20 protein-coding genes, 1 tRNA gene and 1 other RNA gene are annotated in these 22,201 nt (G+C 36.8%); 8 read left to right on the top strand and 14 right to left on the bottom strand.

Features of this window, described 5'->3' with window-relative positions; genetic code table 11:
* Window positions 1-33: 33 nt before the first annotated feature.
* From J1905_RS06555 to J1905_RS06565, 3 genes are all read right to left on the bottom strand, one after another.
* Window positions 34-816, bottom strand: a complete 783-nt coding sequence (locus tag J1905_RS06555) for a leucyl/phenylalanyl-tRNA--protein transferase (protein ID WP_214226468.1) — start codon at window positions 814-816, stop codon at window positions 34-36.
* Window positions 817-1,053: 237 nt separating this feature from the next.
* Window positions 1,054-1,126, bottom strand: a tRNA-Lys gene (locus J1905_RS06560).
* Between the two features lie 218 nt (window positions 1,127-1,344).
* A complete protein-coding gene (locus J1905_RS06565) occupies window positions 1,345-2,178 on the bottom strand; it encodes an alpha/beta fold hydrolase (RefSeq protein ID WP_214226469.1) in 834 nt (277 codons plus the stop codon).
* A gap of 163 nt (window positions 2,179-2,341) precedes the next feature.
* On the opposite strand from J1905_RS06565, the gene J1905_RS06570 reads away from it, so the two are divergent.
* The gene (locus tag J1905_RS06570) at window positions 2,342-2,875 is read left to right on the top strand and encodes a D-glycero-alpha-D-manno-heptose-1,7-bisphosphate 7-phosphatase (protein WP_173091337.1); all 534 of its coding nucleotides are present in this window, start codon (window positions 2,342-2,344) and stop codon (window positions 2,873-2,875) included.
* A 66-nt stretch (window positions 2,876-2,941) separates the two neighbouring features.
* Here the strand turns inward: J1905_RS06570 and fsa are convergent, their stop codons facing one another.
* Both fsa and ffs read right to left on the bottom strand, forming a co-directional pair.
* Window positions 2,942-3,604, bottom strand: coding sequence for a fructose-6-phosphate aldolase (gene fsa / locus J1905_RS06575; RefSeq protein WP_173091338.1), 663 nt, complete (start codon window positions 3,602-3,604; stop codon window positions 2,942-2,944).
* 139 nt (window positions 3,605-3,743) lie between these two features.
* Window positions 3,744-3,843, bottom strand: an RNA gene (gene ffs, locus J1905_RS06580) — signal recognition particle sRNA small type.
* 454 nt (window positions 3,844-4,297) lie between these two features.
* Between ffs and gltB the strand changes: the two genes are divergently transcribed.
* Together gltB and J1905_RS06590 are read left to right on the top strand one after the other, a co-directional pair.
* Window positions 4,298-8,809, top strand: coding sequence for a glutamate synthase large subunit (gltB, locus tag J1905_RS06585; protein WP_214226471.1), 4,512 nt, complete (start codon window positions 4,298-4,300; stop codon window positions 8,807-8,809).
* A gap of 3 nt (window positions 8,810-8,812) precedes the next feature.
* Window positions 8,813-10,279 (top strand): glutamate synthase subunit beta, encoded by a 1,467-nt coding sequence (locus tag J1905_RS06590; protein ID WP_173091340.1) that lies wholly within the window; start codon window positions 8,813-8,815, stop codon window positions 10,277-10,279.
* Between the two features lie 74 nt (window positions 10,280-10,353).
* Here the strand turns inward: J1905_RS06590 and J1905_RS06595 are convergent, their stop codons facing one another.
* The 5 genes from J1905_RS06595 to J1905_RS06615 are packed head-to-tail and all read right to left on the bottom strand — an operon-like array spanning window position 10,354 to window position 14,168.
* Window positions 10,354-10,959: a hypothetical protein gene (locus J1905_RS06595; protein ID WP_250318025.1), complete on the bottom strand. Its 606-nt coding sequence runs from the start codon at window positions 10,957-10,959 to the stop codon at window positions 10,354-10,356.
* On the bottom strand, window positions 10,940-11,734 hold the full coding sequence (locus J1905_RS06600) for a metallophosphoesterase family protein (protein ID WP_214226473.1): 795 nt from the start codon (window positions 11,732-11,734) through the stop codon (window positions 10,940-10,942). The genes J1905_RS06595 and J1905_RS06600 overlap by 20 nt, the downstream gene beginning before the upstream one ends.
* 40 nt (window positions 11,735-11,774) lie before the next feature.
* The gene (locus J1905_RS06605; protein ID WP_214226475.1) at window positions 11,775-12,431 is read right to left on the bottom strand and encodes a YdeI/OmpD-associated family protein; all 657 of its coding nucleotides are present in this window, start codon (window positions 12,429-12,431) and stop codon (window positions 11,775-11,777) included.
* Between the two features lie 17 nt (window positions 12,432-12,448).
* On the bottom strand, window positions 12,449-12,979 hold the full coding sequence (locus J1905_RS06610; protein WP_214226476.1) for an RNA methyltransferase: 531 nt from the start codon (window positions 12,977-12,979) through the stop codon (window positions 12,449-12,451).
* Between the two features lie 37 nt (window positions 12,980-13,016).
* Complete coding sequence (locus J1905_RS06615; protein ID WP_214226477.1) at window positions 13,017-14,168, bottom strand: galactokinase; 1,152 nt, start codon at window positions 14,166-14,168, stop codon at window positions 13,017-13,019.
* 156 nt (window positions 14,169-14,324) lie between these two features.
* Between J1905_RS06615 and J1905_RS06620 the strand changes: the two genes are divergently transcribed.
* The gene (locus J1905_RS06620) at window positions 14,325-15,362 is read left to right on the top strand and encodes an aldose epimerase family protein (protein ID WP_214226478.1); all 1,038 of its coding nucleotides are present in this window, start codon (window positions 14,325-14,327) and stop codon (window positions 15,360-15,362) included.
* 419 nt (window positions 15,363-15,781) lie between these two features.
* Here the strand turns inward: J1905_RS06620 and J1905_RS06625 are convergent, their stop codons facing one another.
* From J1905_RS06625 to J1905_RS06640, 4 genes are all read right to left on the bottom strand, one after another.
* Complete coding sequence (locus J1905_RS06625) at window positions 15,782-16,720, bottom strand: sulfite exporter TauE/SafE family protein (RefSeq protein ID WP_214226479.1); 939 nt, start codon at window positions 16,718-16,720, stop codon at window positions 15,782-15,784.
* A 124-nt stretch (window positions 16,721-16,844) separates the two neighbouring features.
* Window positions 16,845-18,212 carry an MATE family efflux transporter gene (locus J1905_RS06630; protein ID WP_214226481.1) on the bottom strand — a complete coding sequence of 456 codons (1,368 nt, stop codon included), beginning with the start codon at window positions 18,210-18,212 and terminating at the stop codon, window positions 16,845-16,847.
* A 102-nt stretch (window positions 18,213-18,314) separates the two neighbouring features.
* The gene (locus J1905_RS06635; RefSeq protein WP_173088736.1) at window positions 18,315-18,938 is read right to left on the bottom strand and encodes an AlbA family DNA-binding domain-containing protein; all 624 of its coding nucleotides are present in this window, start codon (window positions 18,936-18,938) and stop codon (window positions 18,315-18,317) included.
* A 30-nt stretch (window positions 18,939-18,968) separates the two neighbouring features.
* On the bottom strand, window positions 18,969-19,454 hold the full coding sequence (locus J1905_RS06640; RefSeq protein WP_214226483.1) for a DUF4442 domain-containing protein: 486 nt from the start codon (window positions 19,452-19,454) through the stop codon (window positions 18,969-18,971).
* A gap of 79 nt (window positions 19,455-19,533) precedes the next feature.
* On the opposite strand from J1905_RS06640, the gene J1905_RS06645 reads away from it, so the two are divergent.
* The 4 genes from J1905_RS06645 to J1905_RS06660 all read left to right on the top strand — a co-directional run bounded on the left by J1905_RS06645 (window position 19,534) and on the right by J1905_RS06660 (window position 22,184).
* Window positions 19,534-19,839 (top strand): phosphoribosylpyrophosphate synthetase, encoded by a 306-nt coding sequence (locus J1905_RS06645; RefSeq protein WP_214226485.1) that lies wholly within the window; start codon window positions 19,534-19,536, stop codon window positions 19,837-19,839.
* Window positions 19,840-19,911: 72 nt separating this feature from the next.
* A complete protein-coding gene (locus tag J1905_RS06650; RefSeq protein WP_214226486.1) occupies window positions 19,912-20,496 on the top strand; it encodes a fasciclin domain-containing protein in 585 nt (194 codons plus the stop codon).
* 140 nt (window positions 20,497-20,636) lie between these two features.
* The gene (locus J1905_RS06655) at window positions 20,637-20,831 is read left to right on the top strand and encodes a coproporphyrinogen III oxidase (RefSeq protein WP_214226488.1); all 195 of its coding nucleotides are present in this window, start codon (window positions 20,637-20,639) and stop codon (window positions 20,829-20,831) included.
* 129 nt (window positions 20,832-20,960) lie between these two features.
* Complete coding sequence (locus J1905_RS06660) at window positions 20,961-22,184, top strand: MFS transporter (protein ID WP_214226490.1); 1,224 nt, start codon at window positions 20,961-20,963, stop codon at window positions 22,182-22,184.
* Window positions 22,185-22,201 lie beyond the last annotated feature (17 nt).

Here is a 22,201-nt window from a genome sequence, read left to right on the forward strand (position 1 = left end):
CAATATTTTAGATGCTGTAGCTGATAGCATAAACTAAAATTCCAGTTTGGGTACGTTGGTAGAAAATGTAACAGGAGCCATAGTCGCTTTTACCAAATTTTTCCGAAATTCATCCTTTGATATATTAATACTACCGTATTGGGTGAACCAGGAATTTGCATCCCCACTAACATGTAATTTAAACCCATCGTCTCTGAGCTTAACCAATAAATAATAAAAGGCAATTTTACTCGCATTATCAACAGAATGAAATAAACTTAAAGTAGCAAAGTAACCATTTATTGAGATTCCAAAAACACCACCAACAAGTATATCATTTTGATAGGTCTCAATGCTATGTGCGACACCCATTTCATGAAGCTCTAATACAACTTTAATAAATTCAGAAGTTAGCCATGTTTTTGCATTTTCCCCTCTTGGGTTTGAACAACCTGCTATCACTCCCTGAAAGTTGGTATTTATTCTAATTTCAAATCGCTCATCTATTCCTTTAAGCTTTTCTTTTTTTAAATTACGTAATAAATCATTACGCAGTCTAAAATCTTGTATGGGGATGATTCCTCTTATCTCAGGGTCATACCACTCTCTAATTTTACCACTTTTCATATTTGGCATAGGATATGTCCCCAATAAATATGCCTGGTAAAGAATAAAGGGTGATAATTCAAACTGGGTATACGACCAAAGTAAAGCTTTGCTCTTGCCTCCTGACACCTTTGTTAAAGCTGTATAAAATAATTGTTGAAGTAATTTCTTTGCTGGGTTCTTAACATTTTCCGGTATGATAGATGATATTTGTTTTGCCAAAATCCCCATAGCTAAATGTGTTTAAATAATTTAATAAATCAGCCTCCCTATTCGCTGATATAGCTAATATATGAAAATATAGAAACATCTGCAAATCACAAATATTCTAACAAAAAGGTTATAAACTATTGATTTAAAATTATTTACCATCCATATGGTATGCTGACTGAAAACACCAGGTGGAAATTCCGGAAAACAAAAAACCCTTGCAACATATTAATTGGCAAGGGTTTAATTTTACTCTTGTGATCCCGCTGGGATTCGAACCCAGGACCACTACATTAAAAGTGTAATGCTCTACCAGCTGAGCTACGGAATCAAAGTTCTTTCCTGAACTTTACTCTAAAGCGTTTCCCTTTAAAGTGATGCAAATATAGGATTACGATATATATTCTGCAAATAATATATCCTTAAATCGCATAGAACGCTGATTCCTAGCCTGATTATTTACATTTAACCTTTTCTTCATATCCAATTAACACCCTCTGCTATATAAAAAAAGAGTTTTTCCTCATAGAACATGAGGAAAAACAATGCTTATTTATTCAAAAACTTAATCAGTGCTTTGTTTATCTCATCCTTATGGGTAAAGAATAATCCGTGAGATGCTCCTTCAATCACATGATAATCTGAATTAGGCAACAAAGAAGCCGTTACCTCGCTGGTAATATTAATAGGCACTATCTTATCATCGCTACCATGAATAATCATTACCGGAATAGTAATTACATTCAAATCTGTTCTGAAATTAGTTTCAGAAAACGAACGAACACATTCTGTTGTGGCGCGAGGACTGGCAACCATAGCTAGCTGATGCATCCAATTCTGAATTCCCTGGCTTACCGGCGAGCTATCTGCAGCTCCACTAAAAAACTGCTTACCAAATTCACTTAAGAAAGTAGGTCTGTCATTTTGCAGACCGGCTATCATGCCATCAAATACTTCCTGAGGCACACCATCTTCATGCTCTTCTGTCTTTAACAGCATTGGAACAACTGAACCCAAAAGTACTGCTTTACTTATTCTTGATGATCCGTACTTACCTAAATACCTAACTACTTCACCACCGCCCATAGAAAAACCTACCAATGCAACATCTGTAAGGTTTAACGCTGTAATTACTTCGTGTAAATCGGCCGCCAAGGTATCGTAGTCATAACCATCCCAAGGCTTATCTGATTGACCGAAGCCACGTCTGTCATAAGCTATACATCTATATCCGGCATTTACCAGTGCATCTATTTGGTATTCCCACATTTCATGAGAAACTGGCCATCCGTGTATTAAAATCACAGGTTTACCTGAACCTATATCTTCAAAAAATATATTAACCGATGAGCTGCTCTCTGGGTTCTTTTTAATGTAAGGCATAAAATTTTATTTAATGTTTAACTCTTCTAATAACATAAGCAAAGGTCATTTGTTTAACAAAAACAAACAATAGCTGGCTATAATAAACTTTATATTCCCATATTTGGGGCAATAAACTAACACCGTAAGGTATAATTAATACCGAAAGGAATAACTATAAATAATGAATAAAGCTATTTTTTTGGATCGCGATGGCGTCCTGAATCACGAAATCTACGACTACATTACCAAATTAGAAGATTTTGAAGTATTAGAATATCAGATACCCCCTCTAAAGAAACTATACGACGAAGGTTATTTGTTAATCGTAATCACAAATCAGGGCGGAATTGCTCAAAAGCGTTATACTGAAGAAACATTGGCAGAGATGCACAAAGTATTAGCTAATAAGTTTGAAGAGCAGGGAGCGCTTATAACCCACGCTTACTACTGCCCACATCATCCTACAGTATCTGGTGATTGCGAATGCAGAAAACCTAAATCAGGAATGCTGTTAGAGGCTATTGCAACATACAACATTGATCCGGCACTTTCTGTAATGATCGGTGATAAGCCAAGAGATGTAGAAGCCGCAAATGGGGCAGGAGTGAGAGGAATAGAGATTCTGCCTGATGAACAAATAGATTACGACTTAGTTAAAGAAGTACTTGCCGGAAGTGAATTTCAAACGCTTAGCGCAGGGTTGAAGAATAAGTAGTTTCCTGATAATTAAAAAAGGGCTTTATCATACGATAAAGCCCTTTTTTAATGCATTAAAGAAATACTATTTCGCTTCAGCAGCTTTTTTGTGATCTGCAAGGAACTGAGCTAAACCGCTATCAGTTAATGGGTGTTTTAACAAAGCAGTAATTGCAGATAAAGGACCTGTAATTACATCAGCACCTAATTTAGCGCAGTTAACAATATGTAATGGGCCACGGATAGAAGCAGCTAAAATTTGAGTTGGGTACTCGTAGTTATCAAATATTAATCTGATATCTTCAATTAATTGCAAACCATCAGTAGATATGTCATCTAAACGACCTAAAAATGGAGATACATAGGTAGCACCTGCTTTAGCAGCCAATAATGCCTGTCCAGCAGAGAAAATCAATGTACAGTTAGTTCTGATTCCTTTTGATGAAAGATATTTAATTGCTTTAACACCATCTTTAATCATAGGAACTTTAACAACAATCTTTGGATCTAATTTAGCTAAAGCTTCACCTTCTTTGATCATTTCATCAAAAGTAGTAGAGATTACTTCAGCACTTACATTGTCATCAACGATAGAACAGATAGCTTTATAATGCGCAAGTACATTAGCATCACCTGTAATACCTTCTTTAGCCATAAGACTAGGATTAGTGGTTACACCATCTAAAACTCCAAGATCTTGTGCTTCTTTTATTTGATCAAGATTAGCTGTGTCAATAAAAAATTTCATGTTATTTAATTTAGAAAATTGGTTAATGTTATAAGTTCTCAATTATTAAACGCCTAAATTAGGTAATTACATTGAGGTCTTCGTAAGAAAATGTGGAATAAATGGGAGAGGAGTGCCTTTTTTTACATTGAAAGTAAAAAAAGGGCAAGCACCTCTTATCGCATCGCTACAACTTTCTACCCTTGCTTCGTTCCCGACCTGGGGGAGTTCAAAAGGAGCTGATCGTAAAAGACTTGCCCGCCACAAAAGTAGCAAAAGACCTGAATCTACGAAAGGAAAATCATTAAAAATTTAAACTTTTTTAGGGAAATAAAGATAATCAATTGACGTTAAAGAGATTGAGCTGAGAAAAAATTTAATATTTCCGTTATATTAAAATAACTTAAAGGAAGAAATAGCCAAATTGTACAATGCCAAATTGGAAAAACATGGCAAATAAAAGCAGAAAAGAACATTTGGGCCTTAAAAACCTCATTGTAAATTTTTTGTTATGCAAAATAATTCTAAATAACACCATTATTAAGATCGCAAATTAAAACAAGCTAATTTATAAATATGGCAATTAAGCGTTAGCTTTATTATGAAGTACTGCTTTTTTTCTAAAAAATATGTAAATATTATAATTCATTGATTTTTATTCGTATCTTAGTGTCCTAAATACACTATACCAAAACTAATATTTAAACGAGACTTATGGAACCAAAACAAGATAACCAAGGGTTATATGACCAGCGTTTTGAGCACGATGCCTGCGGTATCGGATTTGTTGCCCACATTAAGGGTAGAAAATCACAGCAAATAATTTCTGACGCTATAACCATTCTTGAAAATCTTGATCACCGCGGGGCTGTCGGTGCTGAAATCAATACGGGCGATGGGGCTGGTATTATGATACAAATACCCCATGAATTCCTGTATGACGAGTGTCTCAAAATCGGATTCAGCTTAAATGAATCTGGAGATTACGGCGTCGGAATGCTATTCCTACCCAAAGATGTGAAGGCAAGAGAAGAATGTAGGGAAATTATTTACCGCGCTGCAGAAAAACTAGGACTGGAAGTTCTAGGCTTTAGAAGAGTATTAACCAATACTAATGGTATTGGCGACATGGCTTTATCAGTAGAGCCGGAAATGGAACAAGTATTTGTTGCCCGTCCTCACGCAATTGCAGCAGGTGCTGATTTTGAACGTAAACTTTACGTATTTAAAAACTACCTATCTAAAACCATTAATAGTACTGTAAAAGGTATTAACGGCGACTTTTATATTGCTTCTTTTTCATCAAGAACAATAGTATATAAAGGTCAGTTAACTTCATTACAAGTTAGAAGCTACTTTACTGAGCTTAGCGATAAGCGTGTAGTTTCTGCATTTGGTTTAGTTCACTCGCGTTTTGCTACAAACACTTTCCCGTCATGGAGGTTAGCACAGCCTTTCAGGTACATTGCCCATAATGGAGAGATCAATACTTTGCAAGGTAACCTTAACTGGTTCAGAGCAAGCGTTAAATCTTTTGCCTCGTCTTACTTTACTCCTGAAGAATTAAATATTTTACTTCCTGTTATTGATGAGTCTAACTCAGATTCAGGATGTTTAGATAATATAGTAGAATTGCTACTTCACTCTGGTCGTTCTTTACCACACGTTCTTATGATGTTAATTCCTGAGGCGTGGGATGGTAATGATGATATGGATGAGTTGAAACAAGCTTTCTATAAATTCCATGCTACTTTAATGGAGCCATGGGATGGACCAGCTGCAGTTTCATTTACTGATGGAAACCTTATCGGTGCTACATTAGATAGAAACGGACTTCGTCCACAAAGATATGCAATCACTGAAGACGACCGTGTAATCATGGCTTCTGAAGCTGGTGCATTAGCACTAGATCAAAGCAAAATCATTGAGAAAGGAAGATTAACTCCTGGAAAAATGTTTGTGGTTGATATGGAGCAAGGCCGAATCATTAGTGATGCCGAAATTAAACAACAGGTATGCGGTAGCAAACCTTATGGCGACTGGATCAATAAATACCAAATCAGACTGGAAGAACTTCCTGATCCAAGATTGGTATTTAGCAACCTATCTCAGGAGTCAATTTTTAGATACCAACAAGTGTTTGGTTACAGCAGAGAGGATATCGATCTAATCTTAAAACCAATGGCTCAGGATGGCAAAGAACCAATCGGTTCAATGGGTACAGACATTCCATTGGCAGTTCTTTCTCAAAAACCTCAACACTTATCTTCATACTTTAAGCAGTTATTTGCTCAGGTTACTAACCCGCCAATTGACCCGATCAGGGAAAAAGTGGTAATGAGTTTAGCCGGATTTATGGGTAATAATGGTAACTTATTGGAAGAAAACGCGATGCAATGTCATTGTGTAGGTATTAAACATCCAATATTAACCAATATTGAGCTAGAGAAAGTAAGAAGTATAGATACGGGAGTATTCCAGGCTAAAACACTTCAAACTTATTTCAGAGCTGATGGTAAACCAGGTGCTTTAGCTAAAGGTATAGAAAGGCTTTGTCGTTACGCTGTTGATGCTGTTGAAGATGGCTTCCAGGTAATTATCCTTTCAGACAGGGCTTTAGATTCTGAGCATGCTGCCATCCCTTCTCTATTAGCTGTATCTGCAGTTCATCATCACTTAATCCGTAAAGGATACAGAGGTGCTGTTGGTATTGTTGTTGAGGCTGGTGATGTTTGGGAAGTTCACCACTTTGCAACCTTAATTGGTTTTGGTGCAACTGCAGTAAACCCTTACCTGGCTTTAGAAACTATCGCTGGTTTTGAAACTGAATTAGAAGAGAAAAAAGAAAAACTATTCCAAAATTACGTATACGCAGTTAACAATGGTTTATTAAAGATATTCTCTAAAATGGGTATCTCTACTTTACAATCATACCATGGTGCTCAGATATTCGAAATTCTTGGATTAAATAAAACTGTAGTAGACAACTACTTTACCGGAGCTGTTTCAAGAATCGGTGGATTAGGTTTAGACGAAATAGCTAAAGAAACGTTGATTAAACACAACAGAGTATTTAAATTGGCCAACCGTCCTGACCCAATTTTACCTACAGGTGGTAACTACAAATGGAAACGTAAAGGTGAGCAGCATTTGTTCAACCCTCAAACCATCCACTTGTTACAAAATGCTACAAGGAAAAACGACTACAGTACATATAAACAATACTCTAAATTGGTAAATGAGCAAACAAATCAGGCTTATACCATTAGAGGTTTATTCGAATTCAACTACAACCGTCCGGCTGTTTCTTTAGAGGAGGTTGAACCAGTTGAAAACATCTTTAAAAGATTTGCTACCGGAGCAATGTCATTCGGTTCCATCTCTCACGAAGCTCACTCTACATTAGCTATTGCAATGAACCGTATCGGTGGAAAAAGCAATACAGGAGAAGGAGGGGAAGATGAACTGAGATATGATGTGCTTGAAAACGGCGACTCAATGCGCTCGGCAATTAAGCAAATCGCCTCTGCACGCTTTGGTGTAACCAGTTACTACCTAACTAATGCAGATGAGTTACAAATTAAAATGGCACAAGGTGCAAAACCTGGTGAAGGTGGTCAGTTACCTGGACACAAAGTAGATGACTGGATTGCAAAAGTTCGTCACGCTACTCCAGGAGTAGGCTTGATCTCTCCTCCGCCACACCACGATATATACTCTATAGAGGATTTAGCACAGCTAATATTCGACTTAAAGAATGCGAACAGAGAAGCAAGAATCAACGTAAAACTAGTTTCTAAAGCTGGTGTTGGTACTATCGCTGCCGGTGTTGCTAAAGCTCACGCTGATGTAATCTTGGTTTCAGGATTTGATGGCGGAACTGGTGCATCTCCGTTAACCTCTATTCAACATGCTGGTTTACCTTGGGAACTTGGATTAGCCGAAGCACACCAAACGCTTGTTAAAAACCGTTTGCGTAGCAGAGTAGTATTACAAACAGATGGTCAGCTAAAAACAGGTAGAGATATTGCTATTGCAACTTTACTTGGAGCTGAAGAATGGGGTGTTGCAACTGCAGCCTTGGTAACAGCTGGATGTATTATGATGCGTAAATGCCACTTAAATACTTGTCCGGTTGGTGTTGCTACTCAAGATCCTAACTTAAGAAAACTATTCACAGGTGAGGCTGATCACGTAGTTAACCTATTCTATTTCTTAGCTCAGGAGTTAAGAGAAACAATGGCTGAACTTGGTTTCAGAAGTGTTGAAGAAATGGTTGGTCAATCTGATGCATTAAAAGTGCGCGCTGTAGATCAGGAAGATTGGAAACAAAAAGACCTTGATTTTTCTGCAATTTTATATAAAGCTCCAGATAATGGATTAAGCTTATTCAAAACAGAAGATCAGGATCATGGTTTAGCAGATATTTTAGATCACGAATTAATCAAAGCTGCACAGCCTGCATTGTTTAACAAAGAACCTATATATAAAGAGTTCGAAGTTAAAAATACCAATCGTTCAATTGGTACCATGCTTTCAAACGAGGTTTCGAAAGTTTACAAATCTCAAGGTTTACCTGCTGATACAATCAATTTCAAATTCAAAGGTTCTGCTGGTCAGAGTTTCGGTGGATTTGCAACAAAAGGTATCTCGTTACATCTTGAAGGTGAGGCCAATGACTATGTAGGTAAAGGACTATCGGGAGCAAGATTATCAATTTTCCCTTTCAGTACTACTAAATATGTTCCTGAGCAAAACATCATTATCGGTAACGTAGCACTTTACGGTGCAACTTCTGGTGAGTTGTTTGTTAGAGGACAAGCAGGTGAAAGATTTGCTGTTCGTAACTCTGGTGCAACTGCCGTTGTTGAAGGACTTGGTGATCACGGTTGTGAGTACATGACTGGTGGTGAAGTGCTTGTAATTGGTGATACAGGTAGCAACTTTGCTGCTGGTATGAGCGGTGGTGTTGCATGGATTTATAATGTTAAAGGTGATTTTGCAAACAAATGCAATAAAGAAATGGTAGATCTTGATCCTCTTGATGAACAAGACGAATTACGTATCAACCAATTATTAAAGAAACACCTTCAGCTTACCGAAAGTACAGTAGCTAAATTCTTATTAGACGACTGGGCTACTCAATCTGCACATTTCATCAAAGTATTCCCTAAAGAATACAAAGCAGTATTAATGAACAAAAGTAACAAACTGAAAATATCTTAAATAATGGGAAAAGTAACTGGATTTTTAGAATTTGAAAGAACTGCTCCTTTAAAAGAAGATGCAAAAGAGCGTTTAAAACACTATAATGAATTCGTAAAGAATTTTGAACTGGAAGAAGTAAACAAAGAAGCAGCCAGATGTATGGACTGCGGTGTTCCTTTCTGTCAGTCGGGTTGCCCTCTAGGTAACGTGATTCCTGAATTCAATGAAGCCGTATATAAAGGCGACTGGCATTTAGCTAGCACTATCTTATTGAGCACAAACAACTTTCCTGAATTTACAGGTAGAATTTGCCCTGCACCATGCGAGTCTGCATGTGTGTTAGGGATCAACAAATCGCCTGTATCAATTGAGGAAATTGAGAAACACATTATTGAAATTGCCTTCGAAAAAGGTTACATCAAAGCTGAGCAACCACTAATTCGCACTGGTAAAAAAGTTGCTGTTATTGGTTCGGGACCTGCAGGTTTAGCTGCCGCTGCTCAATTGAACAGAGCCGGACATGAGGTTGTTGTTTACGAACGTGACGACACACCGGGTGGTTTGCTTAACTACGGTATTCCTGATTTTAAGTTACAAAAGGATGTTGTTACAAGACGCATCGCTTTAATGGAAAAAGAAGGTATCGTATTTAAATGTAACTCAAACGTTGGTGTAAATGTTGAAATAAATACATTACTTAGAGATTACCAATCGATTATTCTTGCAGGTGGTTCAACCATTCCAAGAGATTTGCCTGCAACAGGAAGAGATGCGAAAGGTGTTCACTTTGCTATGGATTTCTTAAAACAGCAAAACAAACGTGTTAAAGGTTTCGCAGTTGGTGGCGAAGACATTTTAGCAACAGGAAAAGATGTTATCGTAATTGGTGGTGGTGATACCGGATCTGATTGTATCGGTACTTCTAACCGTCAGGGTGCTAAGTCGGTAACTCAGTTTGAGATTATGCCAATGCCAGCTGAAAAACGTACAAACAATATGCCTTGGCCAACTTACCCAATGCTTTTAAAAGTAACTTCTTCGCACGAAGAAGGATGCGAAAGAGGATGGGGAGTAAACACTAAGGAATTTATCAAAGATGAAAACGGAAATCTGAAAGCTGTAAAAGTAGTTGATGTTGAATGGGAAATCGACGCAAATGGTCGCCCGATGAATTTCAAAGAAAAAGCAGGAACAGAACGCGATCTTCCTTGTCAGTTGGTACTTTTAGCTATGGGTTTCTTACATCCACAAAAAGAAGGATTGATTGAAAAACTTGGTGTTGAACTTGACAACAGAGGTAATGTAAAAGCTGAAGAAGGTAAATACCAAACAAATATCGCTAAGATTTTTGCTGCCGGTGACGTACGCCGTGGACAATCACTAGTAGTTTGGGCAATATCTGAAGGAAGAGAAACAGCCAGAAAAGTAGATCAATATTTAATGGGACACAGCAGCTTACCATCTAAAGATGGTATTCCATACGCTTAAGTTTCTATAAAAATTATAAGATAAAGGCTCCGGTAAATTTACCGGAGCCTTTTATTTTTTACAGCGCCTCCGTTTTAAAACTTAACCCTCATACCTATTCCTAACTGAAAAATATCAGTCGCAGTTAGTGCAGACATATTTTGAAAATAGTTGATCACATAAAAATCATTGGTATTTGCCTCTATGTAGATGCCAACCGCTCGGATACCAGTATTTTTCAAAAGTTTTTTTGCATCTAGCTCAATCTCGCTACTAAAAGCAAGGTGGGGGCGCAAAGCTTCCGACCAATAATAATAATCATGGGCATATTGTCCGCTTGGAAACTTGAATGACAGGTCTTTGTGAAAAGTATAAGTAGCAAATATTGCCGGATTAAAAGGATAAAATTTTCCCCAATCCTTTACTTTAATGCTCCAAGGTTTATAGCCAAATTTAGCAGTAGCTATATTCAAAACACCACCTTTGCTACCTGGTACAAATCCGTAAAGCAAATCTAAATTACCTTTTTTGTTCCCAAATAGCTCATAACCCACGCCTCCGCTAAAATAACCTATACTACCGGCATACTGTACAATCGCTTCATCAGGAATTAAAAATTTAAAACTTTGTGCTGATACTTTAAAACTGGTTGCTAACAGCAGTAAAAAAACGAAACGGAACCTAAAAATATACTCTCTCAAAACTTATTTTATTATTTACAATCTGTACAACTAAAAATTCATTACCCGACATTGCGCTGGTAATTACGTAGGGGATACCTGAATTGTCCGGATAAAAGAGCTCATAACGATGATTATGTGCATGAAGTGAGGCCAAAAAACCCGGAGTTTCGGCAAACGTGCTTGTATAATCCTTGATTAATTTACCATCAAAATCAGGTGAATTAACCGGAACATGGGAAATAGCGACAAAACCAGTAACACCGGGTGATGGTTTTAACTCATTTTTTAACCAGGGGATATTGGGTACCTGACCATTAAAATTATACTCCCGACTATTGGTGTTGTGACCAATAAATTTTATACCACCATATACAAAAGAATAATCAAGTTCGCCAAACATGCGCAAAAAGGTTTCTTTACCTCTCGCGGTTTCATCATGATTTCCAATAACAGCAACATAAGGAGGATTAAGATCTTCAAGGGTTCTTGAAATCCAAAGCATTTCTTTTAAAACTCCAAATTCGGTAATGTCACCGGCCAGAACAACAAAATCAATACCTTTAATGGCATTCACAGCTTTACAAAACTGAACAGTTTCATCGCGGGATTTCTGAGTATCGCCAGTTAAAACAAAAGTTACTGTATCATCATTTTCCCCGTTACCCAATTTTTTAAGATTGGTGGCATTTACATCTTTTAAAGAAAGTCTATCAAATGATTGATTTGGGCTAAACTCGAAATGGTTACAACTTGCTAAAGCAGCACAGAGTAGAAACAGTAAAAATATTCGCATACCACAAAGAAAGGGGATATGCGAATAAGCTATGTCAAAACTATTTCATAGTCGGATTTTTTTTACCCGCCAATAACATTTCAATAGTTTTTTGCAATCTGGTATCTTTGGTCAGTTCTTGTTTGGCAGTAAGTATCCATAGCACATATTCTTTTTTGTGAGAATAGGCTAGAGCGTCAAAAAAAATCTGAGCTTCTGGATATCGCAAAAATAAGGCAGCCAATTCACGTGGTGCAGTTACCTTTTTATTTTCTACATCAATAAATTCAGAAAACTCGTTGTTCTTAATTTCGTTGTTTCCAACTCCTGAAGTTTTTACCTGATCAATTGGTTTAATTCGAAGACCCGTCCAAGTGTCGTCAATTGCAGCCGAACCACAAGGAGTGAGTTTATACAAATCCAGCTCTTTCCATTTTTCCATCTTCAAGTCAGTAACTATTCCCGAAGTCTTTTTTGGATAGGCCACCCAAACTGTTTTTTTATCATCAATTTTTGGAGCCCAGGTTTTTAGCTCTCTGATTAATTCCGAACTATCCTTTACAAAAAGTAACAATCCATTATAGTCATCAGCATCTTTGCCAACTAAAGTTATAGAACTAGTGTCGCCTAAAATAGCAACACCATTTTCCGGAGCATTTGCAAGCAAAACCTTAAAACCAGGTTTGAAATACATTTTCTTTAATAACCCGTTCTCCATAAGATGTTGAAATATTTTTATAGCCTTAATTTAGCAAAGAAATCCCAAAGAACAATACCTGCAGAGATCACGATATTAAAAGAATGCTTTGTGCCAAATTGCGGAATCTCAATACACTCATCAATTTGAGCCATAACCTCATCACTAACTCCGTTAACCTCATTTCCAAAAATCAACGCATATTTTTCAGAAAAATCAGGTTTGTAAGTATTTAGCATAATACTACCGGCTGCCTGTTCAATTCCAATAATCCGATAACCATCAGCTCTCAAAGAAGCTACGGCATCCAAAGTAGTTTCGAAATGAACCCACTCTACAGACTGGGTAGCGCCGAGTGCAGTTTTTTCAATTTCTCTGTGCGGAGGCTGAGCCGTAATTCCGCACAGATATAATTTTTCGATAGCAAAACCATCTGCAGTTCTAAAAACAGAACCGATATTGTGCATACTTCGCACATTATCCAATACCACAATTACCGGTAATTTTTCCTGTTCTTTAAATTCATCAACCCCAACTCGGTTTAGCTCATCTAACTTTAGCTTCTTCATCAAATACCTTTAATCTATTTAAGCAGCAAAATTAAGATTAAATAGCAGATGCGCCGTTACCAATTTCGCTTATATATATTGCAGGATTGTAGCCAATACGCGCTGCATAGAAGTCTGTAAGTTGTTTAGCAAAATCATCTTCCTGTCCTTTTTTAAGCAAAGCGATAGCACAACCACCGAAACCGGCACCAGTCATACGTGCACCAATAACATGCTCATAGTCAGTACAGAAATCTACCACTGCATCAAGTTCTTCTCCAGTTACTTCATACAAATCTTTTAATGATTGGTGAGAGGCATACATTAAGCGACCGAATTCTTGTAAGTTTCCTTCGTTCAGTGCTTTAGCTGCTAAGTTTACCCGGTCATTTTCTTTAACTACGTGAGTTGCCCTTTTTAAGACAGTTTCGTCAGTAATTAAATGGCTGTGTAATGCAAATTTCTCTGCATTTAACTCACATAAATTATTAAGTTTAATTTCCTGATTGATTTGTTCAAGGGCGGTCTGGCATTCAGAAACTCTTTCATTATATTTAGATTCGGCCAGTTTTCGAGGTTTATTGGTATTGATGATAGCCAATGAATAACCATCAAGATTGCAGTCAACTATTTTATATTTTAAAGTATCACAGCTAAGAACTATTGCTTTGTCGGTTTCTCCAAAAGCAACAGCAAACTGATCCATGATACCACAATTAACGCCAATGAATTCGTTTTCTACTTTTTGAGCCAACAAAGGAATCTCAATTTTTTCATAACCTAAATTAAAGTAATCATTTAAGGCATAAGCCATTGTTACTTCAATAGAAGCAGAAGAGGATAAGCCGGAACCGATTGGAATATTACCAAAAAACAAAAGGTCTAAACCTGTAGGTATGGTGTGTGTTTTTGAGATTTCGTTAAAAACCCCTAGTGGATAGTTAAACCATTCTGAACCTGTTTTGGTATAAGATGGCTGTAATTCAATTTCTGCGGTTTCTTCGAAATTTAAACTTTTAAATCTGATTACATTATCGTTATTTGGAGCCATAATTAACCACGTACCTAAAGTAACTGCACAAGGCATTACTAAGCCACCATTGTAATCAATATGTTCGCCAATTAAATTTACGCGACCCGGAGTAAAATAATGTGCTGTTGCTTGCTGTCCATACTTTTCAAAGAATTTATTGGTTAATTCCGCTTTCATTGTAATATTTTAAATTAATGTTTTAGTTTTAATAAAGTATTTATAGTATTGTTTGAAATAACAAGTGGTTCTAAAAAATACCTGGCCCTAAATATACAATTATGAACCGAATGGTATCGGTTCGAATCGACATAAAATGCATTTTATTATATATAAATGAAGACTAAATTAGTAAAGACCGGTAAAATTATAGATGGCAAAGAAATTGTTGCTGTTGAATTAACAAATACCAAAGGAACATATGTAAAAATATATAACTATGGTGCTATAATAAGCAATTTTGTAGTGACCAATAAAAGCGGAGAAAAGCAGGATATTGTACTGGGGTTTGATGAATTTGACCAATACATCAGCGATAAATATTTAGCAAGTTACCCTTACTTAGGAGCTGTTGTTGGGCGTTATGCCAACCGTATTAAAAACGGAAGATTTACAATTGATGGTGAAGTACACCAACTGTCGCAAGCAAAAGGCGGCGACTGTCTGCACGGTGGCGACACTGGTTACGACAAGAGGGTATGGGATGTTTTATCTACCATTGATCCAACTGTAACACTTCAATACGTAAGCCCAGATGGTGAAGAAAATTTCCCTGGAAACCTAACCATCCAACTAACTTTTAAATTAACTGATGATGATGAGTTAATACTTGATTTTAAAGCAACTACAGATAAAGCAACCGCAATCAACTTAACACATCATGGTTATTTTAATCTTGCCCCAGCGGGAGGTTCTATTGCTAAGCATCACCATCGAATGCCTGCAAGCAACTACCTTGAACAGGATGACAATTATGTAGTTACCGGCAAACTTATACCAGTAGAAGGTACGCACCACGACTTTTTAGGAGGTAAGGAATTTGGTAGAGATTGGGATCCTGAAGAAGGATATGATCAAACTTATGTACTGGATAAACAATATGGCGAACTTACGCTAGCTTCTGAAACGACAGAAGAAACAGGTGGATTAAAGCTTTCTGTATATACTACTGAGCCCGTTGCTCACTTGTACACTGCAAAATATCTTAACGTAAAAAATGGCAAAGGCGGAAGAAATTATGAAGCTTTTGGTGCATTTTGCGTTGAAACACAACACCATCCAAATGGCATTAACATCCCTGAATTTCCAAGTACGATCCTAAGACCTGGCGAAAATTATGCTCAAACTACTATTTATAAAATAGAACATAGCTAAAGATAATTTAAGGACTTAATTTAAAGGGTATTGAGATTGTAAAAGCTTTTCAATACCCTTTGGTATGAGGATATAGGGAAGAATCAGAAACCAAGTCCAATTTTTTATTTAGTTTTTAGACAAAACGTATTGTTTTTTATCGCACATCATACATTTGTACCGTTTAAGAGGTACCCAAAAGAGAACTGTCTTTACAATTCTTTGTCGAGGAATCCGGTAATCTAATGGTTTTGAGCAATTGCGACAGTAATGTTTTGTTAGTTCTGTTGTATTCTGTTCCATGGGTAACACTAATTTAACAATAATATATTACATACTAGTATTCAGAGTGTTAATTTGGATGACAATACTAAAGAGAGTTTTATTTTATTGTAAAATTAAACAATAGTTTTTTAACTTCTATTAAGACAATAAGGTAATTAGATTAATTTATCGACAAACATCCAGATTATTCGAACACTGGATATAATTACAATTACACCAACTCCAATAAACATCTTTTTAATTGGAAGTTTACCAACCAAACGAGCTGCTAAAGGTGCTGCTATCACACCTCCGACAATTAACCCCACTATTGATTGCCAGTGACTAACACCTAGAATAAAGAAGAATGTAATCGCGCTAGCCATCGTTACAAAAAACTCAGTTAAGCTAACTGATCCTATTACATACTTAGGTGTACGGCCTTTTGAGATCAGGGTAGAGGTAACCAAAGGGCCCCATCCACCACCACCAAAAGAATCTAGAAAACCTCCAGCACCGGCAAGCCATCCGGCACGCTTTACCTTTTGTGGCTTCTGTTTTTCTTTAAATGCATTGGTTAATATTCTAATTCCTAATAGCAATGTGTAAATTGAAATTATCGGTCTTATCCAACCTGAAAATGCTTCCCCCGCGTATCCTAATAATATCGCTCCTGCAATTGCACCCAATACACCGGGAATTAACAAAGTTTTAAAAAGCTTTTTATTCACATTGCCAAAGCGATAATGACTAAAACCTGAAGCTCCACTTGAGAACATTTCAGCAGTATGGATACTGCCAGAAATTACTGCCGGATTTAAACCACCCGACAATAGGAGCGTTGTAGAGATTACACCATAGCCCATCCCCAATGCTCCATCAACTAATTGCGCCATAAAGCCTACCAAAAGCATCCATAGAAACTTCTCATCAAGCTGATTGTAAACATCTTGTCCAAAAGTTAAGGCTTCTTCGTAAGTAAGATTTGTATAGATTGCAAGACCGATAAACAGCGCTGCCAGTATAAAAAGGCATAGATAAGCTATTCGCTTCCATTTACTTTCTTGTAGTTTGTTGTTTACGGCTATTCTAATCTGGTTTTCGCGGATACTCATTAAATCTATCGAATTAGTCGACAATATTAATTCAACTTTCTGAATAAACAAAATTTTTATTGATAAATCTATTTCTTGCTATTGATTAATAATGAAATAGAGGGTATTGAAGAAGTTAATTTAACTATACAGCTGTTTTAGTAAGCAAAACTCTGGTTTTGTTTTGAAATCTGAGGAACAGCAGGATAGAAGCTGTGAGTAATCCGAATGTTAAGCCATACCAAATTCCATTTACCCCCATGTCTAGTTTAATCCCCAAAAGATAGCCCAGTGGTATACCAATAACCCAGTAAGCGACAAAGGTGATAAATGTGGGGATATTTACATCACCGATACCTCTTAATACACCTAAACCAACCACCTGTGTACCATCAAACAACTGGAAAAATCCGGCAATGATAAGTAGTTGAGCAGCAATACTAATTACCGCATTATCTTCGGTATAAAGAAAGGGTAATAAATTATTTGCCAATATAAAAAACAGTGCTGTTACTGCCATAAAAAGCAATATTACATGGTAGCTGGCAATAGCTGACCGTCTTAGATCCATAAAATTGCTTTTTCCAAAGTTATTACCAGTTTTAATGGTTGCAGCAGAAGCAATTCCACTAGCCATCATGTATGTAATAGAAGCTAGGTTTATAGCCACCTGATGAGCCGCCTGTTCTACTGCGCCTATGGTTCCAATAAGGATAGCAGCACCACTAAAAGCACTGATTTCAAAGGAATATTGTAATGCAACGGGGCCACCAATTCTTATAATTTTAAGCGCTCGTACTTTATCAAAAAAACTAACCTTAAATTGCTTAATATAAACCTTAAAAACTGTTGATCTTAAGACATATATAGACATTACAATTGCCATAACAGTACGATCGATCAAAGTACTCCAGCCAACACCTTTTACGCCCATGGGAGCTATTCCAAACATGCCTTTAACAAAAATAACCCCGAGAACAATGTTAATTACATTACCCCAGATAGACACAAACATTGCTTGTTTGGTAAAGCCCAATCCTTCGGCAAATTGCTTAAAGGTTTGAAATATCATTAATGGAATAATAGAGAAACCAAGCAACCCTAGATAGGGTTTTGCATAAGCAACAACTTCGGGCGATTGACCAATATGATCTATAACCAGCAAAGTACCCAAATGCACAAAAGCATAAAGCAATAAAGAGATAAAAAAGTTTATAATCAAACTATTAGAAAGTAGTTTACCGCATTCTTCGTAATTTTTACGCCCACTTTCCTGAGCGATTAATGGTGTTAATCCATAAGCCAAACCCATACCCAAAACCAGGATAAGCATAAACAAGCTGTTTACCAATGAAACTGCCGCCAGCTGAATTGTACCTGCAAAATGACCTACAATAACACTATCCGCCAGATGCGCCAGGGTATGACCTAGCTGAGAAACCACAATAGGCATCGCCAATCGCAAGTTATCAGAATAATAGGGCTTGTATTTATTGTATAAGGTAGTTAGCATTTTGGCAAAAGTCGGCTATTTTATTGTGATTTATGAAAATACAGCACTCTTTTACATCACATATTTAAAATAATGATATTCAAACAACCAAGCAATCTTATTTTACATGGTAGTAAAAAACTCTTCTTTTTCTGATGTATTGGGTTTTAAAACTCCACTTAAAATGAGGCTTACCAATATTTTCTGTGCCTGCCGGTACGAACTTCGGGTAAGCTTACTAAATTGCTTAAGGGTGATTCGACCTTCCTGATTAAGATGCTCAAATAGCTTCTTTTCCTGCTCAGTGTAAGTAATTAGTTCACCCTCAGTTTTACCACTCTTCTTTATAACATCAACTATAATCTTACTAGCTAAAATACTTTTGTCTTTTACCCTGTAATACACCCACCATTTCTTATTTTCATCAAGCGCATAGTGAGGTTTTGTATCGCTTTCAGCAATTTTTACGACAAGTACCAATTTATCATCAACATAAATCTCTTCAAAATCGGGCTCTATTGCGGGTTTACAGAACTGGTGTGCCGATTTAGTAATCATATATCGCTCTTCATCTTCAGATTTCACCCCTTTAATGCTGCCATCATCAGCCACCCCAATAAGTAGCTGTCCGCCTTTATTATTAGCAAATGCAACCAGACTTTTGGCAATTTTTTCATTATTAGTAATCGTCTTCTTGAAATCCAGTGTCGTTCCTTCGCCTTGCAAAATTAGTTTCCTGATATTCATTTGTGTATGTTCTTAAGCGAATAGTGATATTTAATAAGCTATCCTGGGTTGCTCGCCCTGATGAAGATTGCGTACGTAAACCTCGTTCATTACCGTTGCGCATATCTCACCTTCTGCATTTGTGATCTCCATTGGATAAGCTTTAACAAATTTACCTGAAGTATTTAAGGCTTCGATAGCATCATTCAGCATGTCATCTGTAACAGTTATGGTAAAGTATAAATTACCTCTGCCGGGCTTTAGGTATTGTATCGAAGCACTCTTTAACCAAACTCTAACCTTAAACCCTTCTCTTTGAAGTAATTGATCGAAAAGTAAAGCATAAAATGGATCTGTTGCTGCATAGATCGTACCACCAAATATAGAGCCGTTATAGTTTTTATTAAAGACGCTTTTATTGATTTTCACATCAACACCCCTAAATCCTTTGTGAAATTTTTTAACCCATATACGCTGAAACAGCATGGGAGGGTATAAACACAAGCCCCACTTAAGGGTTTTCTCTGATACAACCATGATGCTTAAATATCAGAAAGTTTATTGAACTATGAAATTTTATGTAGCAGGATAAAGTAATTTTTTAGTAAATTAGAGTATGTATATATACGACACCCTTACAGCTGCTGTATCTGACCTTGAAAAACGAGGTTATGAGTACGATTTTACGCTTAGTGCAGAATTTATTGAGTGCAAATCCATAGATATGCAGTTAATGCCTGAGGAGTTTGAGATTGATGAATTTTACAGATTTGAAGGTATGAATGATCCCGATGATAGTGCCGTGATCTATGCCATATCATCACCTGTAGGAAATCTGAAAGGGGTATTGATTGATGCTTATGGTGCTTATGCCGAAAATGTTTCGCCAGAACTGCTTGATAAATTAAAAATGCACCATTAGAAATCCGCTTTGTTGTTATTCTCGTTTATATGTAAAGAAAACGAAATACTTAAAACAACAAAACGAAATTTTATGAAAAAGCAATTTTTAAGTTTAACTGCAGGTTTAGCCTTATTGGCTCTTGTTTCAGCTTGCAACTCTTCTAAAACAGCAGAAACGACTACTGATACTTCAATGACTACTGTTGATACTACTGTGATTGTAGAAAAAGGAGTTGAAGTTGGTGGAGCAATGATGGTTCCTTCTAAAAACATTGTAGAAAATGCAATGGGGTCAAGTGATCATACAACACTTGTCGCAGCAGTAAAAGCAGCTGGTTTAGTTGAAACTTTAAGTGGAACTGGTCCTTTCACCGTATTCGCGCCAACCAATGAAGCATTTGCTAAATTGCCAGCCGGAGCGGTTGACAATCTGTTAAAACCAGAAATGAAAAAGGACCTAGCCAGTGTATTAACGTATCATGTGGTTCCAGGTAGCTATAAATCTTCTGATCTAAAAAACGGCATGGAACTAACCACTGTTCAAGGTCAGAAACTCAAATTAACAGAGAAAAATGGCGAATGGTGGGTTAACGATGCAAAAATCGCGATCGCTGATGTGATTTCAAGCAATGGTGTAACCTTTGTAATAGATGGTGTTTTAATGCCAAAAAAATAAATAATAGTTAATTTTTTAAAGGCTTTTCTGATAAAACGGAAAGGCCTTTTTTGTGATATTCATTGATCAGTTTAAAATAATTTAAAACTTTTAAGGCTTGGTCTTGTTGATTGTGCAGTACCTAAACTAAAATCAATCCTATGAAAAAGTTAATTTTAAGTCTTGCATGCGCTGGGTGCTTAACAATAGCCGCATCCTCGTGCAATTCAACAAAGAATATGTCGGGAACAACAGACAGCACCGCTGTCGATACAACTATTAAACCCGTTGACACTACTAAAAAAATGCCTGTTGACACTACAAAAACACTTCCTGATACAACTATAAAGCAATAGCAGACTTTAAAACGAGCAACTATCGAAACCGTGTATTTAAGCTTATTTTGCTTAGATACACGGTTTTTTTATGAAATGTTTTATCAGAAATAAATTTGTTTGTACTTTCAGCAACCAAACAAACTTTATATGATTAACAGCAAACAGAATAAGGGCGTATTCTTATTAATTCTGGTAGCCTCATTGGGCTATTTTGTAGATATATACGACCTGCTCTTATTCCTCATTATTAAAAACAAAAGCTTAGCCTCATTAGGTGTTCCGGCAGATAAAATTACCGAAACCGGGTTGTATTTAATGAACTGGCAAATGGCCGGCTTACTTATTGGAGGAATTTTCTGGGGAGTTTTGGGAGATAAAAAAGGTAGACTTTCTGTATTATTTGGCTCTATAATTATGTATTCTCTGGCTAATATTGCCAACGGTTTTGCAACAACCATCCCAATGTATGCCGCGCTTAGATTTATTGCCGGTATTGGTTTGGCAGGTGAACTTGGAGCAGGTATTACACTGGTTAGTGAAAGTATGAGTAAGGAAAAGAGGGGCTATGGTACGATGCTGGTAGCCGGAATTGGCCTTATGGGTGCAGTAGCGGCCTATATAGTTGGTGATCTTTTTGAATGGAGGACAGCTTTTTTTGTAGGTGGGGGCTTAGGTATCGTTTTATTACTACTAAGATTTGGCGTTTTTGAATCTGGATTATTTGAAAAAATGTCGAAAAAGGAAGTTACAAAAGGCAATTTCTTTATGCTGTTTTTTACCTGGAAACGATTCCTAAAATACTTAAGTTGCATACTTATTGCCGTTCCGCTATGGTTTGTGGTAGGTATTCTTGTTGGTATTGCTCCTGAATTTGGTAAAGCTTTAAACGCGGTAGACATTCTGGACAATGGGAAAGGCGTGATGTTTACTTACATCGGTATTTCGTTAGGCGACTTTTTAAGTGGTGCGCTAAGTCAAGTTTTTAAAACCCGTAAAAAGATAGTTTTCATATTTGTAACCCTTACATTCTGTACCATGTTAGTTTACCTGTTAAACACAGGGTGGACTGCTACCGGTTTTTATACCTTATGTGTGTTCTTTGGTTTGTTTACCGGCTATTGGGTAGTTTTTGTAACCATCGCTGCAGAGCAGTTTGGGACAAACCTGCGTGCTACAGTAACTACCAGCGTTCCGAATATGGTAAGAGGTTCCTTAATCCTTGTAACCATTTTATTTCAATTTTTAGTAGTAAAAATGGGTATTGTAAACGCAGCATTGTGTTTAGCAGTACTCACAGTAGGACTTGCATATATCGGTTTGTATAATTTAGATGAGACTTACGGTCGTGATTTGAATTTTGAAGAGGAGTAGTGTCAAAAAAATGTACT

The organism is Pedobacter sp. B4-66 (assembly GCF_018492665.1).
In the GTDB taxonomy this organism is placed as follows: domain Bacteria; phylum Bacteroidota; class Bacteroidia; order Sphingobacteriales; family Sphingobacteriaceae; genus Pedobacter.

Excerpts from the sequence above, each read along its gene's own strand:
- J1905_RS06555 (WP_214226468.1), bottom strand. The coding sequence starts at position 816 with ATGGGGATTTTGGCAAAACAAATATCATCTATCATACCGGAAAATGTT.
- J1905_RS06565 (WP_214226469.1), bottom strand. The coding sequence starts at position 2,178 with ATGCCTTACATTAAAAAGAACCCAGAGAGCAGCTCATCGGTTAATATA.
- J1905_RS06570 (WP_173091337.1), top strand. The coding sequence starts at position 2,342 with ATGAATAAAGCTATTTTTTTGGATCGCGATGGCGTCCTGAATCACGAA.
- fsa (WP_173091338.1), bottom strand. The coding sequence starts at position 3,604 with ATGAAATTTTTTATTGACACAGCTAATCTTGATCAAATAAAAGAAGCA.
- gltB (WP_214226471.1), top strand. The coding sequence starts at position 4,298 with ATGGAACCAAAACAAGATAACCAAGGGTTATATGACCAGCGTTTTGAG.
- J1905_RS06590 (WP_173091340.1), top strand. The coding sequence starts at position 8,813 with ATGGGAAAAGTAACTGGATTTTTAGAATTTGAAAGAACTGCTCCTTTA.
- J1905_RS06600 (WP_214226473.1), bottom strand. The coding sequence starts at position 11,734 with ATGCGAATATTTTTACTGTTTCTACTCTGTGCTGCTTTAGCAAGTTGT.
- J1905_RS06605 (WP_214226475.1), bottom strand. The coding sequence starts at position 12,431 with ATGGAGAACGGGTTATTAAAGAAAATGTATTTCAAACCTGGTTTTAAG.
- J1905_RS06610 (WP_214226476.1), bottom strand. The coding sequence starts at position 12,979 with ATGAAGAAGCTAAAGTTAGATGAGCTAAACCGAGTTGGGGTTGATGAA.
- J1905_RS06615 (WP_214226477.1), bottom strand. The coding sequence starts at position 14,168 with ATGAAAGCGGAATTAACCAATAAATTCTTTGAAAAGTATGGACAGCAA.
- J1905_RS06620 (WP_214226478.1), top strand. The coding sequence starts at position 14,325 with ATGAAGACTAAATTAGTAAAGACCGGTAAAATTATAGATGGCAAAGAA.
- J1905_RS06625 (WP_214226479.1), bottom strand. The coding sequence starts at position 16,720 with ATGAGTATCCGCGAAAACCAGATTAGAATAGCCGTAAACAACAAACTA.
- J1905_RS06630 (WP_214226481.1), bottom strand. The coding sequence starts at position 18,212 with ATGCTAACTACCTTATACAATAAATACAAGCCCTATTATTCTGATAAC.
- J1905_RS06635 (WP_173088736.1), bottom strand. The coding sequence starts at position 18,938 with ATGAATATCAGGAAACTAATTTTGCAAGGCGAAGGAACGACACTGGAT.
- J1905_RS06640 (WP_214226483.1), bottom strand. The coding sequence starts at position 19,454 with ATGGTTGTATCAGAGAAAACCCTTAAGTGGGGCTTGTGTTTATACCCT.
- J1905_RS06645 (WP_214226485.1), top strand. The coding sequence starts at position 19,534 with ATGTATATATACGACACCCTTACAGCTGCTGTATCTGACCTTGAAAAA.
- J1905_RS06650 (WP_214226486.1), top strand. The coding sequence starts at position 19,912 with ATGAAAAAGCAATTTTTAAGTTTAACTGCAGGTTTAGCCTTATTGGCT.
- J1905_RS06655 (WP_214226488.1), top strand. The coding sequence starts at position 20,637 with ATGAAAAAGTTAATTTTAAGTCTTGCATGCGCTGGGTGCTTAACAATA.
- J1905_RS06660 (WP_214226490.1), top strand. The coding sequence starts at position 20,961 with ATGATTAACAGCAAACAGAATAAGGGCGTATTCTTATTAATTCTGGTA.